The sequence below is a fragment of the Labedaea rhizosphaerae genome (assembly GCF_004362825.1).
Lineage (GTDB): Bacteria > Actinomycetota > Actinomycetes > Mycobacteriales > Pseudonocardiaceae > Labedaea > Labedaea rhizosphaerae.
Genome location: NZ_SNXZ01000002.1, coordinates 1171992 through 1186497 on the forward strand (window position 1 = coordinate 1171992; position 14506 = coordinate 1186497).

The window sequence follows — 14506 nt, forward strand, 5'->3', positions numbered from 1 at the left end:
TCACCATGGCCCTCGGCGGCATCTCGGGGATGGGCGCACCGTCGAAGATGGCGGAGCTGCTGACCGGACAGGTCGGCATGAGCCACCGGTTCGTCGTGCGCATCGACGACAGCGACTACGACCTGGGCAGCTGGCAGAAGGTCTCAGGGCTCAAGGTCACTTGGCAGAAGGCTTCCTGGCGACCGGGCAACAGCAACGACGAGCGGATCAGCTCCGGCAACATCAGCTACAGCAACATCAAGCTGTCCCGGGCCGCGTGCTCGGATTCCGCCGTGGTGCAGAAATGGCTCGCCAAGACCAGCAGGCACCGGCAACCGTTGAGCGGCGCCATCTTCATGGTCGACTTCGTCGGCCTGCCGGTGATCGAGTGGACGCTCAAGGAGTTCTTCCCGGTCGGCTGGGACATCACCGATTTCGACGCGACCGGCGCCAAGGCCGCGGTCGAGTCGCTCGAGCTCGCCCACACCGGCTTCCTCAACGACGAAGGGATGGCGAGCACATGACCGGGGCACTCGGCGTGGTCGGTGGGCTCGCCAACGCGCAGACGCTGCAGAACGCACCCGCGGCCATCGGCGCGGGGTTCACGCAGAAGGGTCGCACGTCGAAGAAGCCGGACAAGACCGCGCTCGGCATGTCGATGTGGTTCAGCGTGAAGGTCGCCGACGGGGACCCGGACAAAGCCGGTGACCAGTCCCTGGGTGACTGGTCCTCGTGCTCGGGGCTCAGCGTCAAGTTCAACACCGAGCCGTTCGACGAAGGCGGCGACTACGACAGCCCGTGGCACATGCCGGTCAAGATCACCTATGGCGAGGTGACGCTGGAACGCGCCATCACCAAGGAAAACGCCAAGAAGACCGAGGCGTGGCTCCAGCAGGTGGCGACCAAGTGGATGCGGGGCGACGCGGGCGGCAGCAAGGAGGTGGCGCACCAGAGCAGCACCGGGAAGAACGAGCCGGGGGCCACCTCCGCCAACGTCTCGACCACGGTCGAGATCAAGTTGCACAGCAGCATGATCGCCACCGACACCAAGGACAACATCGTGCACACCTGGCGGCTGCGGGACGCGCTCCCGGTCGGCTACACCGGGCCTACGTTGTCCAGCAAGAGTTCCGACGTCGCCACCGAGAAGCTCACCATCGCCCACCGGGGCATCGAGTCGATCCTGCAATCGAACTCCGAGGACACCACCAAGCCGTCCACCTCGAACGACGGCGCGCTCGTCCTGTCCTACGGCCCGCCCGACGAAGGCACCGTGACGTTCCCCTTCAACCCCAAGACCGTGAGCCTGTCGAAGACCGTGACCTTCTCCAAGGACGGTGTCGTCGGCACGCTCGAGCAACAACTCACCGACGCGGGTGAACTGGGCATCACGATCGACGGGCTGCGCCTGGAGGGGGTCAAAGCGGTCGAGGACGTCGAGCAGCTGATGAGCTGGATCGACCCGATCCCACCCCCTGAAGGCGAGAAGAAGACCCCCGACTCCCCGCCGAAGGTGGTCGCCTCCGCCACCGCGGCACCCAGTGCGTCGGCCCCACCGGCGAAGAACTCCAAGGAAGAGGCGGCCACCAACCAGTCGCCCAAGGGCACCGCCAAGGAGATCCAGCTCAAGCTGGGCAGCGGGCTCAGCTTCACCGTGTTGTTGAAGGGCGTGACCGCGAAGTACGTCCGGTTCACCAAGTCAGGGATCGCGAGCCGGGCGGACGTGAACCTCACGATGCAGGTGAAGGACAAGCCCCGGCACAAGACGAATCCGACCTCCGGCGGCCGGCCCGGCGGCACGATCCACACCGCCAAGGCGGGCGACACGCTGGCCGGCATCGCCGTCTCGACCTACGGCACACCATCGGCGTGGCGGGACATCGCCGAGGCCAACGGGATCGACGATCCGATGCGGTTGCCGCCCGGCCGCGTGCTGTTCCTGGAGGGGGCATGACCACCGCAGCGGGGAGCCTGACCCGGGTCGCGCCCGCCATCTACGTGGGCAAGGGCCAGCGTCTGCTCGCCGCTGAGGACGGCAACCTGGTCGTGGACGTCGTGGTGGACCTGCACCTGCACCTGCCGGACATGTTCACCATCACCTTCCGCGACCCGCACGGCGACGTGGTGGCGCGCACCGGGCTGCTCATCGGCACGCCGGTGGCGATCGCGGGTGCGTCACCGATGTCGCCCACGGTGCCCTACACGCTCATGGCGGGCGAGGTGACGGCGATCGAGGGGACCTTCGACGAGCGCTGCCACACGGTCATCCGCGGCTACAGCAAGGACCACCGGCTGCAGCGCGCGGCCCGCACCAGGACGTTCGTGAACATGACCGACTCCGACATCGCCCGCAAGATCGCCACCGACGCGGGGTTGTTGATCGGCACCATCGAGTCGACGCGGACCACCCACGACCACCTCGGCCAGCTGAACGAGACCGACTGGGAGTTCCTCAGCGCGCGAGCGGCGCTGATCGGCTTCGAGTTCGGGATCGCGGACGACAAGTTCTTCTTCCGCAAGGCGTCCGGCACCACGGGATTGGGCCGGCCGGTGGAGCTGACCTACCCGAGCACCCTGCAGTCGTTCCACCCGAGGATCACCGCGGGCAACCTCGCGTCCGAGACCGAGGTGCGGGTGTGGGATCCCGTTGCCGCGAAGCTCACCAGCGCGAAGAAGCCGACCGCGACGACGTCGGTCACGCTGGCGAGCGCGACCCCCGCGGAGGCCGCCGGCGTGTTCGACAGCAAGCAGATGCCCGCGGCGGTGGCGGCCGCGAACCCCGCGCTGGGCGACCTCGGTCCGCCGCCCAGTGACCACGGCCACGTGTTCTCCGACCGGGGCCTGGCCATCGGCGGCGCGACCGGCGCGGCCTCCGACGAGGCACTGGCCGGTGCGCTCGAGCACGTCGCCAGCACGTTCGCCGAGGCACACGGCATCTGCATGGGCGACCCGCACCTGGCCGCGGGCGCCGCGGTGAAGATCGCCGGGGTGTCGACCGTCTTCTGCGGCACCTGGGCGCTCACCCGGACCCAGCACGTGTTCGACGTCGACGGCTACCACACCCACTTCGAGGTCAGCGGCAGGCACGAACGTTCGCTGCTCGGGCTGGCCACCGGCGCCGCGGCGGGCCCGACGAGCCGCGTACCCGGCCTGGTCTGCGCGATCGTGTCCAACATCGCCGACCCGCAGCACAAAGGCCGCGTGAAGCTGACCATGCCGTGGCTTTCGCCGCAGTACGAGTCGGACTGGGCGCCGGTCGTGCAGCCCGGCGGCGGCAAGCGCAGCGGCGGGATGTTCATGCCCGAGGTGGGTGACGAGGTGCTCGCCGGGTTCGAGTTCGGCGACCCGTACCGGCCCTACGTGCTCGGCGGCGTCGTCAACAACAACAGCGCCTACGACCTCGGTGGCGCGCCGGTCAAGGGTCAGGGCGGCAGCGCAGGCATCGCGTGGCGCGGGCTCGTGTCGAGTTCGGGCAACCGGCTCGCCTTCCACGACGAGCTGCCGCCAGGCGAGGGCGGTGGGCCGCCGCAGGCCTCGGAGATCGTGCTCGGCACCAAGACCGCGTCGCTGGCCCTGGCCATCGACCAGGTCGCCGGAACCGTTGCGCTGACGTGCAAGCCGGCGCCGCCGGACAGCAAGTCAGCCAAGGGACAGCTGACCATCGAGTGCGGTGACGCCGGCGTGATCGACATCAAGACCGGGCCCGGCGGCACGGTCAACATCGACGGCGGCGCGCAGCTCAACCTCAAGGCGCAGGCCGCGGTGAAGATCGAGAGCAGCGGTGTCGTCGAAATCAAGGGCAACCCCATCAAGCTGAACTGAGGGAGGCACAGCGGTGATCACGAACTCGACCGATTTCATCGGCGCGGGGTGGAACTTCCCCATGGAGATCAACGTGAACGGCGAATTCGCGCTCGCCAAGGGCACCCACAAGATCGAGCAGGCGATGCACCTGATCCTCGCCACCTACCCCGGCGAACGCCCGATGCGCCCGGAGTTCGGTTCACGCCTGCGGGACTTCGTGTTCCAGCCGACCACTTTGGACAATGCGGCCGACGTGGGCCGCGAGGTGACCCGCTCGCTGGAGCGCTGGGAACCGCGGGTGACGATCAAACAGGTCGACGTGGTGCCCGACCCGGTCGACGTCGGCCTGCTGCACATCGACATCCACTACCTGGTCAAGGCCACCAACGACGAGCGGAACCTGGTTTTCCCGTTCTACACCATTCCCGAGACCGAAGGGGTGTGACGAGATGGCGCTGCCCACCCCGAACCTCGACGACCGGCGTTTCCAGGACCTCGTCGACGACGCCAAGCGGATGGTGCAACGACGCTGTCCGGAGTGGACGGACCACAACGTGTCCGACCCGGGCGTGACGCTGATCGAGACCTTCGCCTACATGACCGACCAGCTGCTCTACCGGCTCAACCGGGTGCCCGACCGGCTGCACGTGACGTTCCTCGACCTGATCGGGCTGCGCATCCTGCCGCCGACCGCCGCGCGCGCCGACGTGACCTTCTGGCTCTCCGCGCCCGCCGAGAACCCGATGACGATCCCGGTCGGCACCCAGGTCGGCACCGTCCGGACCGAGACCGAAGAGTCCATTGTGTACTCGACGAGCGGGCCGCTGAAGGTGGTGCCGTGCTCCTTGGCCGCGATCCGGACCGGCACCGAGAGCGGTGACGCCGAGGAGCAGGTCGACCGGACCTCGATGCTCGCCGACCGCGTGCCGTTCGCCGCGTTCGCCGACGTGCCCGGCCCGGGTGATCACCTGCTGGTCGGGTTGACCACGCCGGTGCCGCGGTGCGCCGTGCGCATGGACTTCAGCGGCACCGTGCAGGGCATCGGGGTGCACCCCGACCACCCGCCGCTGGTGTGGGAGGCGTGGACCGGCGAGGGCTGGACCGAGTGCGAGCTCAGCGCCGACGAGACCGGCGGGCTCAACCGGTCGGGCCAGGTGGTCGTGCACGTCCCGGCCGGGCACGAGGCGAGCATCGTCGACGGCGTGCGCGCGGCCTGGCTGCGCGCCCGGGTCACCGAGCCCGAGGAGGGCCTGCCGCCGTACTCGGCGTCGCCCACCGTCGAGGCGTTCTCCGCGTGCACGGTGGGGGTGACCGGCGAGACCATCCACGCCGAGGTGATCACCCACGAGGTGCTCGGCAACTCCGAAGGCGTCGCCGGTCAGGTGTTCCGGTTGCAGCACCGGCCGGTGCTCGCCGGCGTCGGCGACCCGGTGCTCGAGGTCAGCTCCACCGAGGGCTGGGTCGAGTGGCGGCCGGTCGACGCGTTCGCCGACAGCGGCCCGGACGACCGGCACTTCCTGCTCGACGCGTTCGCGGGCGAGGTCCTGCTCGGACCCGTGGTCCGCGGCGCCGACGGCACGCTGCACCACCACGGCGCGGTCCCGCCGAAGGGTGCGGTGCTGCGCCTGCGGCAGTACGCGATCGGCGGCGGCGCGCGCGGCAACGTCGGGGTGGGCGCGATCAGCACGCTCAAGTCGTCGATCCCGTTCGTCGCGCGGGTGGAGAACCGGCACTCCGGGCACGGCGGCATCGACGGGGAAACGTTGGAGGAAGCCAAGAACCGGGGCCCGCTGCTGATGCGCACGCGCAGCCGCGCGGTGACCGCCGAGGACTACGAGGTGCTGGCCCGCGAGGCGGTGCCGGAGGCGGCGCGGGTCCGGTGCATCACCGCCGGCGAGGCCGGTGTGCACGCCGGGTGCGTGAAGGTGCTCGTGGTGCCCGCCGCGGCGGTCGACAACGGGCGGGTCCGGTTCGTCGACCTGGTGCCGCCCGAGGACCTGCTCGCGCGGCTGGCCGACCGGCTGGAGCAGGTGCGGCTGATCGGGACGCAGGTGCTGGTGGAACCGCCGCGCTACCGGGGCGTCACCGTGGTGGCCCGGTTGATCGCGCGGCCCCGGGTGAACATGGCCCGGGTGCGTGACGACGCGCTGAACGACCTCTACCGGTTCCTGAACCCGCTCGCTGGGGGTGGCCCGGACCGCACCGGCTGGCCCTTCGGCCGGTCGGTGCGCACCGGGGACGTGTACTCGGTGCTGCAACAGGTGCGTGGCGTCGAGTCGGTCGAGGACGTGCGCCTGTTCACCGCGAACCCCGTGACCGGCGAGCGCGGTGACGAGGCCGACCGCATCGACCTCGAGGCCAACAGCCTCGTCTTCTCTTTCGAGCACCAGGTCCGGGTCGAGGAGCACTGATGGTCATCTGCCGAGATTGTGGACACCACAACGACGACAAGGACATGTTCTGCGGGTCGTGCGGGCATTTCCTCGAGTGGACCGGCGAGAAGGTCCAGGTGAAGGTCGACGAGGAACTGGTCAAGGAAGTCGAGGAGGAGCAGGCCGCCGCGCCCAAAGGCGGGTTCCTGCACCGGATGCACCGCAAGGCCGTCGCCATCGTCAGCGGGCCCGGCATGTTGACCGATGACGAGGCGTTGCACGGCAAGAAGGACGCCGGTGGTGCTGGGGCCGCCAAGCCGGGTCCGCCGGGTGCGCCCGCGCCGCCCGGCGCGCCCAAGCCACCTGGTCCGCCTGGCCCGCCGAAGCCACCCGGTCCCCCTGGGGCCGCCGGGCCGCCCAAGCCGCCTGGACCACCGGCGCCACCGAAGCCGCCCGGTCCGCCGGCGCCACCCAAGCCGCCCGGCCCACCGCCGGGTGCGGCGGGTCCGCCGAAGCCACCCGGTCCGCCCAAGCCGCCCGGACCTCCGCCGGGCGCGGCCGGTCCGCCCGCGCCGCCTGGCCCGCCCAAGCCGCCGGCTCCCCCGGCAGCCCCTGGACCACCTGCGCCGCCGAAACCACCAGGCCCGCCGAAGCCACCCGCGGCCGCAGGTCCGCCGAAGCCCCCGGCTCCCCCGGCTTCCCCTGCACCCTCGGCTCCTTCGGCCGAGGACAAGGGCGCGGAGGCGTTGGTGGCGCCGGTGACCAAGGCACTGGACCTGCCCGCGGATGCCACCGACGAGTCCACAACGGACGGTGAGCTGGTGCCGCAGGCCGCGCGGACCAAGCCGCCCGCGGTCACCAAGCGCCCGCCGACGCGCAAGCTCAGCGCGGGCGACCTGGTTTGCGGGCAGTGCGGCGAGGGCAACAAGCAGTCCCGCAAGTTCTGCAGCCGGTGCGGGGAGTCGCTGGCCACCGCCGAGACGGTGAAGCTGAAGTGGTGGCAGCGGCTGATCCCCAAGCGGCGCAAGGCGAAGGTGCTCGCCGCCGGGACGCGACCGAGCTCGCCGAACGCCGCCAAGGGCCGCACCGCGGTGCGCTCGGTCGGCCGCAAGGTGCGAGCGCTGATCGGGGTGATCGTGCTGACCGGCGGCATGCTCGTCGGGTTGTACCCGCCGGCACGCACGTGGATGGTCAACCAGGTGAACGCGGTGAAGGCGAAGCTCACGGGCGTGGCCGAGACCGCGCTCAGCCCCGTGCACCCGGCGAGCGTCAAGGGCAACGCGCAGGTCAAGGGGCACCCGGCGAAGTTCGCGCTGGACGAGTTCAAGAACACCTACTGGCTCGCGCCGTGGAGCGACACGAAGCACCCGATCCTCACCGTGCGCCTGCAGCACAAGGTCGCGTTGAAGAAGCTGATCGTGTTCAGCGGGGCCAGTGGGGCGTTCATCACGCACGACCGTCCGCAGACGCTGCACCTGACCTACTCCAACGAGAAGTCGGAGACGGTGGTGCTGAAGGACACGTCCGAACAGCAGGAGCTCACCCTCAACGACGGGCTGGGTGTCGACGTGGTGCAGATCGAGGTGACCGGCGTCTTCCCCGCGCAGGGGGCGAAGGACGTGGCGCTGACCGAGGTGGAGATGTTCGGCATCGGCTGAGAGGATTCCCATGCGTGGCACGGTGATCGGCCTGGAGACGCCGCACCCGATCGGCGCGACGCTGCCCGCGATCCTGCAGGAGGACCCGTTGACGATGCGGCTCACCGCCGCCTTCGACGACGTGCTCGCGCCGGTGATCGCAACGCTCGACTCGCTGTACGCCTACGTCGATCCCCGGCTCGCGCCCGCGGACTTCCTGGAGTGGCTCGCGAGCTGGGTGGGCGTGACCCTGGACGAGAACTGGCCGATGGAACGCAAGCGGGTGACGGTGCTGCTCGCGATCGAGCTGTACCAGTCGCGCGGCACGCTGGCCGGCCTGCAGCGACACCTGGAGGTGGTGACGGGCGGCCTGGTCGAGCTCCACGACAGCGGCGGGGTCCGCTGGTCGACGGCCCCGGACGGTGAGTTCCCGGAGTCTCCGGCGCCGCGGCTGGCGGTGCGGGTGACCGGCCCGGACTCGCCGAAGGTGCGGCACTCGGTGGTGGATGCGGTGGTGTGCGCCGCCAAGCCGGCACATGTGGTGCATCGGGTCGAGCTGTACGGCGAGCCCGGGGACCAAGAACCCTTGACGCAGTGAGTTGCCGGTTGGGTGGGTGGTGCAGTGAGTAAGGGCTCCTAACAGATTGAGTGGTTCTTGAGTCGGCGCCAGCAGATGATGCTGCAGCCCAAGCTGAGGACAGCTTCGTGGATGTCGTCGTGGACGTCCCAGCGGATGCGCAGCCGGCGGAACCAGTGCAGCAAGGCGAAGCATCCTTCGACGACCCAGCGGTGGACACCGAGTCCGGAACCGTGGACGACCCCACGGCGGGCGATGACCGGGCGGATGCCCTTGGCGCGGACCAGCTTGCGGTACTTGTCGTGGTCATAGGCCCGGTCGGCCAGCACCTGGTCGGGGCGCTGCCGGGGCCGGCCTCGGCGACCGCGAACAGGAGGGATGGCCTCGATCAGCGGGATGAGCTGGGTGACGTCGTGGCGGTTGCCGCCGGTCAACAGCGCCGCCAGTGGGATGCCGGTGCCGTCGGTGATCACGTGATGTTTCGAGCCGGTCCGGGCACGGTCGACCGGGCTCGGACCGGTTTTGGGCCGCCCTTCACCGCCCGCACATGTGACCCGTCCGCGGCGGCCCGTGACCAGTCGATCAGGCCCGCGGCATGCAGCTTCACCAGTAGCACCTCGTGCAGGCGAGGCCACACCCGGCATCGGTCCACTTCCGCAACCGACGCCAGCACGTCATCCCCGAGCCGTAGCCGAGTTCCTGGGGCAAGAACTCCCACGGCAGGCCGGTGTAGAGCACGAACAAGATCCCGCCGCGCACAACGCCTGCCGGTCATCCAACCGCTTACGACCGGGATGCCGGTACCGGCGCTGCACTTGCGGCAACAGAGGCTCGATCAACTCCCCCAGGCCGTCGTCGACCTCCCACGGCCGCCGCTGCGCCACCCCAACCCACCCCCAGAAGATCAACAGTATGGGCAGCATCCAACCACACCAAGATCATTCTGTTAGCAGTCCTAATTGGCCACCGTAGGCTAAGCCGCCAACAACAGCGGCTGGGCAGAGGCCGCGGCGGACACAGCGCGCGCCGTCAAGCGGTGCGTTGCAGCCAGGCCGGTCGGGTGAATACCGGCATCCCGTTGTCCATATGCACCGTCCACCCGGCATGATGGATCAGGCGATGGTGGAATAGACACACCAACACCATGTTGTCCAATGTCGTCAATCCCCCGTCAGCCCAATGTTGAATATGGTGGGCCTGACATTGATTCGGTGTTCGCTCGCATCCCGGGACCGCGCAACCTTGATCCCGGATGGCGAGGGCTCTACGCAATCGTTTGTCGGCCAGGCGTTTCGATTCGCCGATGTCGATTGGCTGGGACTTGCTACCCAGCACCACCGGGATGATTTCCGCATCGCAAGCGAAGCGGCGGGCCTGCTCCGGAGTCATCCACCGGGCGTCGTCGAGAGTGGCCTTGCCGATCGCGGTCTGCAAAGTCTCCAGGGAGACCGTGACGGCAATGTGCGGGCGCTCGCCACCCTCCACCGGGGCCTGACCGGAGTCAGCAGCAAAGCGGATCACCTCCGCCAACGCATCACCCTGACGCTCGACCAGGGTGCGGTCATCGTCCGGCTGGGGCGCGGTCAGCGACGACAACAGAGGGCGCAGGAAAGCGGCCGTTTCGGCGCCCAGCTCGAACCAGCCCTTCAGTGAGCCGTCCTCGCGCTCCTGCAAGTCCAGGATGTTCTGGGCTTCCACCACAGTCGGGTCGTCTGGCTCGTCACCGTCGGGGTTCAGAGCATCGACCATGCGCTTCCCCAGGCGCGCGAGCTGAGCGGGGTTGAACTCGCGGGCCAGCTCGGCCAGGTCAGCTTCGACCTGGTCGACGTACTCGGCGGGCACCGCCGCGACCGTCTTCGCGATGCGGGTGACGTGCTCGGTGGAGATCGCGCCCTCGGCCATCGCCTCCCGCGCAGCAGGAAGCTGCGGCGGGATTACCTGACCCGTGATCCCTATCTTCGGGCACAGCAGCGAAACCTGAGTCTCCAATATCTTGGCTTCGCGTCGACCCACCCGTAGCGCATCCATCAGGAACTGCCACAAATGCAGATACCCAGACTCACGCCAATCCACCCGAGAAATCGAATCCAGGATCGCCAAATCAAGCCGCCGACGCTCGGCGACAAGCGACTGAAGCTCCCCCAGATCCATAACCCAATCATACCACAACATACCGCCAAACGGCCTAACAGCAAACGGACTCAACGCAAACAAAACCCACGCCACCAACAACGCAACCGCAGCCCGGCAACGCAACCCAACAAAGGGCGAACACCAGACCGCCCCTCAACCTCGTCCGGGCGCCTTTTAGCACGCTGCGGTCAGGGTCAAGGGTCGGCGAAGCCGATCGCGAAGCGACGCCGAAGGCGCCCTTGAGGCTGACCGCAGCGTGCTAAACAATCAAGCCAGAGGTTGAGTCACCCGCGCCAACTAATGCACAATCGAATGCGCGTCCGCCAGCGAAGCCCCAGCCAGCCGAGCAGCGGCGATCTTGGTGAAGTTCGGGCAGTCGTACGTGGGCTGGTGCTTGCACGCCAGCCCGTGCTCCAGCGCCGAGCGCGCGGCCTGGATCTTGGCCATCCGCTCGTCCAGCTCGGCGAGCTTGCGTTCCTGGAACTCCCGCCACGCGGCCGGGGACCCGGCGCGGACGGCCACGAGCTCCTTGGTTTCGCTCAGGGTGAACCCGACGTCCTGCAGGATCAGCACCAGGCCGACCAGCGCCACCGCCGACCGCGGGTACCGCCGCTGGCCGGAAACCCTTGCCGGCGCGGGGATCACGCCCAGTTCTTCCCAGTAGCGCAACGCCGAGGTCGCCACCCCGGTCGCCTTGGCCAGCTCGCCGATCGTCAACTCCGCCATTGCCTTCAAGGGTACTTGAAGTTGTTGGCTTCGATCATGTCCCTCAAGCACTACCTGATCACCCAGTTCGGCCACCCGCGTGGGCTCACCGGCCGGTTCGTCGGCTGGTTCATGGCGCACCGCTCCTCCAACCGCCGGCGCGGCCTTTGGGTCGTCTCCCTGCTCGACCCGCGCCCGACGGACCGCGTGCTCGAGCTCGGCTGCGGCCCCGGCGTGGCCATTCGCGAGCTCGCCCGGCACGCGGGTCACGTCCACGGCGTGGACCACTCCGCGGAAATGGTGCGCCAGGCCCGCAAACGCAACGCCGCCGCCGTCCGGGCGGGCCGGGTCGAGGTGGTGCAGGCGTCCGTTGACCGGTTGCCGCGCTTCGACGCGCCGCTCGACACGATCATGGCCATCAACACGGTCGGGTTCTGGCCGGACCCCGACCAGCGTCTCGTCGAACTGCGCGGGCTGCTGCGGCCGGGTGGGCTGATCGCGCTGGCCAGCCAGCCGCGTTGCCCCGGCGCCACGGCGGCGACCACCGCCAAGGCCGGCCGCGAGCTTCGGGACCGGCTGGTCCGGGCCGGGTTCACCCAGCCACGCCTGGAAACCCTGCCGCTCGACCCGCCCGTGGCGTGCGTGCTGGCCACGAGGCCGGTCACCGGCGACCGGTGAACCCGGGCGGCTGGAACGTGCCCAGCACGACCAGCAGCGGCGCCTCGATGTGCAGGGTCGTGCCGGGGGCGGTCACCACCACCGGCGCCGGTCCCACCACCGCGTGGTCGAAGATCACCAGCGGAGTGGTGAACGTCCCGGTGGCGCTCGTGTGTGCGGTCACCGGAGTCGAGCCGGGGCGGCTCACCGTGACGTCGTGGTCGAGCGGGAACCCTTGTCCCGTCACGGTGGCCACCCGCCCGGACGGCAGCGCGGCGGGACTCACCTGCAGGGTCGGCACCGTCGTGGTGAAGAGCAGCCCGACCAGGTGCGGCCCACCGGCACTGGTGTCCGCAATGGACAGCACGGCCTCGGTCAGCCCGGCGCCGTGCCCGGTCGCCACCACCGTCACCCGGCACGTTCCGCCCGCGGGCACGGTGGTGTTCGCGCACGTGTTCGCCGTGATCTTGAAGTCGCCCGGGTTGAGGTGCGGGCCACCGATCACCTTCACCGCGCCGATGTTCCACGGCACCGGACCGCGGTTGGCGATGGTCACCACCGCCGGTCCGGTCGGTGCCAGCGCCGGCTTGATCGCCGTGAACACCAACGGGTTCGGCGCCGCGACGAAGCCGGTGGCCACGCCGCCGCCCGCCCCGGTCAGCGACACCACCGTGGGCGGCGCGCCCACGACGTCGATGCGCAGGGTCCCGGCGCGACCGGTCACCGCGGTGGGCGCGAACCGGACCGACACCAGGCAGCTGCCGGTCTCGTAGAGCGTCGCGCCCGCACACGTTTGCGCCGGGAACACGTCGAAGTCCACACCGGACACGGTGACACCGGTGATCCGAAGCGGGCTGAACCCGTTGTGCCGCACGGTGATGGTGCGGGTCTGCGAACTACCCAGGGGCACCTGGCCGAACTCGGCCGGGTCGGCCTGGGCGAACGGGCGGAACGTGCGCGCGTACACCCGGTCCGGGCAGCACGGCAACGGCGTGCTCATCAGATCCGTCGCCCTGGAGTCGAAGGCCACCACCCGGCCATCACCGGACAGCGACGGCGTGTAACTGCTCCCGCTGCCACCGCATTGCGTGCCGGGCGGCAGGTCTTCCCCGCAGTCGGGCTGCACGCTGACGGTCGCCAGCTCGCCGGGCAGCTGCGGCTGGTGGGCCGCGGCGCGCTGCTGGTCCACGACGATGTCGCGCACGACGATCTCCGACGGCGGTCCCTCGCTGCCCATCGCCGAGCCCGGCGTGACGCCGTCGGACATGTCCTGGTCGCTCGTCGCGAACGCGACGTAACGCCCGTCCGCGGAGATCGACGGCTGGAACGCGTATCCCGGCTCGCCGTTGTTGTTCCGAGAGACCACAAAGGACTTCACGGGTTCGCCGTCACCGGGGCCGAGCTTGCCGTCGCCGTCCGGGTCGCGGTCCACCGCCATGATCGTCGGCACGACGTCGTCCCCGGTCTGCGAGTAGTCGGGCTGGGCCTGGTACACCACGACCCGTCCGTCACCGGAGATCGCCGGGTCGTAGACGTAACCGGTCGAGCGCAGGTGGCCGTCCGGCTCGTAGTCCACCCGCACGGTGCGGCGGTTGGTCAGGTCCTCGACCTCGACGACCGTCAGGTTGCTGTAGACGGGCGCGCCGTCCAACGCCAGCAACGGTTTGCGGTGCAGGTACGTCACGCAGCTCTCGCCGCACAGGTGCACCACGAACGCCACCTGCCTGCCGTCGGCGGACACCTTCGGCGTGCTCGACCCGACCTCGGTGGCCTGGTCGTGCTCGGCCGACGCGAGGTCGATGTAGTCGGACTCCTGCGGCTGGAGCAGCACGCCGTCGTCGGTCGACAGGTGCACGGCGACGACCGTGGTCGCGTAGTCCCCGCCCAGCGCGTGCTGCCGCCACGCCAAGGTCATGCCGTCGGCGGAGATGCTGGGCGAATCGTTGGTGTAGGCCCGGACGCCGCCCTGGTAGGCGCGGCCAACGACCACGTACCGGTCGTTGGTGCCACCACCCTCGACCGGCTCGTCGAACACGCCGTTGCCGTCGGGATCGCGGTCGCACACGACGACGTCGCTGGCGGCGTCGCGGTCGTTGTCGGGCAGGTTGGCCGCCGTGGTCTGGAACGCGACGAACCGGCCCGTCGCCGAGAGCGCGGGTGCGGCGCTCTCGCCGCTCGGGTCCGCCGCCCCGATCCCCAGCTCGACGGTGATGGAGCTGCCGGAGCCGCCGTCCTCGTCCGGGACCGGCCTGCTGATCAGCACCGTGTGGCCGGGCGCGCGCAGGTCGCGGACGTAGACGTCGCGGTTGCCGTAGTAGCTGCCCGGCGGATCGGGGTCGGCGGGGTCGAGCGCCTTGATCGTGTCGAACCCGACGTAGCGGCCGTCCTGCGACAGCGACACCGCCATCGAGTCGCCGTACGTGTCGTCGAACGGTGGCTCGGAGCCGTCGTCGCGCACCGACGCCAGCTGGGTGTCGCCGGGTGCCACCGCGGCCGCCGCGGGCCCGCCGACCGCGACCAGCACACCGGCGAACAAGACCAGCACGACGGCGGGCACGACGCGTGCGGACCGGGTTCTCACGTAGGCAAGCTAAAGGCGCGAACCCGTGCGCCGGTCCGCTGATCGGGCCGGTGTTCGGGCT

At 69.8% G+C, this 14506-nt stretch carries 11 protein-coding genes and 1 pseudogene; 8 read left to right on the forward strand and 4 right to left on the reverse strand.

Annotation, left to right across the window (positions count from 1 at the left end):
• Positions 1–5 precede the first annotated feature (5 nt).
• The 7 genes from EV186_RS14640 to EV186_RS14670 are packed head-to-tail and all read left to right on the forward strand — an operon-like array spanning position 6 to position 8390.
• Positions 6–503, forward strand: coding sequence for a phage tail protein (locus tag EV186_RS14640; RefSeq protein ID WP_133849757.1), 498 nt, complete (start codon positions 6–8; stop codon positions 501–503).
• Positions 500–1933, forward strand: a complete 1434-nt coding sequence (locus tag EV186_RS14645; RefSeq protein WP_133849758.1) for a phage tail protein — start codon at positions 500–502, stop codon at positions 1931–1933. Before EV186_RS14640 ends, EV186_RS14645 begins: the two co-directional genes overlap by 4 nt.
• Positions 1930–3801 (forward strand): phage baseplate assembly protein V, encoded by a 1872-nt coding sequence (locus EV186_RS14650; protein ID WP_133849759.1) that lies wholly within the window; start codon positions 1930–1932, stop codon positions 3799–3801. The genes EV186_RS14645 and EV186_RS14650 overlap by 4 nt, the downstream gene beginning before the upstream one ends.
• Positions 3802–3814: 13 nt before the next feature.
• On the forward strand, positions 3815–4228 hold the full coding sequence (locus EV186_RS14655; RefSeq protein ID WP_243754039.1) for a GPW/gp25 family protein: 414 nt from the start codon (positions 3815–3817) through the stop codon (positions 4226–4228).
• Positions 4229–4232: 4 nt separating this feature from the next.
• A complete protein-coding gene (locus EV186_RS14660) occupies positions 4233–6194 on the forward strand; it encodes a putative baseplate assembly protein (RefSeq protein WP_133849760.1) in 1962 nt (653 codons plus the stop codon).
• On the forward strand, positions 6194–7813 hold the full coding sequence (locus EV186_RS14665; RefSeq protein WP_133849761.1) for a zinc ribbon domain-containing protein: 1620 nt from the start codon (positions 6194–6196) through the stop codon (positions 7811–7813). The genes EV186_RS14660 and EV186_RS14665 overlap by 1 nt, the downstream gene beginning before the upstream one ends.
• A 10-nt stretch (positions 7814–7823) precedes the next feature.
• Positions 7824–8390, forward strand: coding sequence for a phage tail protein (locus EV186_RS14670; protein ID WP_133849762.1), 567 nt, complete (start codon positions 7824–7826; stop codon positions 8388–8390).
• Positions 8391–8428: 38 nt separating this feature from the next.
• Here the strand turns inward: EV186_RS14670 and EV186_RS14675 are convergent.
• From EV186_RS14675 to EV186_RS14685, 3 genes and pseudogenes are all read right to left on the reverse strand, one after another.
• Positions 8429–9292: pseudogene (locus EV186_RS14675) on the reverse strand (IS5 family transposase).
• Positions 9293–9398: 106 nt separating this feature from the next.
• A complete protein-coding gene (locus EV186_RS14680) occupies positions 9399–10520 on the reverse strand; it encodes an HNH endonuclease signature motif containing protein (protein ID WP_166659177.1) in 1122 nt (373 codons plus the stop codon).
• A 279-nt stretch (positions 10521–10799) separates the two neighbouring features.
• Entirely contained in the window at positions 10800–11228 is a 429-nt protein-coding gene (locus EV186_RS14685; protein ID WP_133849764.1) for a helix-turn-helix domain-containing protein, read from the reverse strand.
• 36 nt (positions 11229–11264) lie between these two features.
• Here EV186_RS14685 and EV186_RS14690 point away from each other — a divergent pair, with 36 nt between their 5' ends.
• Positions 11265–11885, forward strand: coding sequence for a class I SAM-dependent methyltransferase (locus EV186_RS14690; protein WP_133849765.1), 621 nt, complete (start codon positions 11265–11267; stop codon positions 11883–11885).
• Here the strand turns inward: EV186_RS14690 and EV186_RS14695 are convergent.
• Positions 11869–14445: a choice-of-anchor D domain-containing protein gene (locus tag EV186_RS14695; RefSeq protein WP_133849766.1), complete on the reverse strand. Its 2577-nt coding sequence runs from the start codon at positions 14443–14445 to the stop codon at positions 11869–11871. The genes EV186_RS14690 and EV186_RS14695 overlap by 17 nt on opposite strands.
• Between the last annotated feature and the right edge of the window lie 61 nt (positions 14446–14506).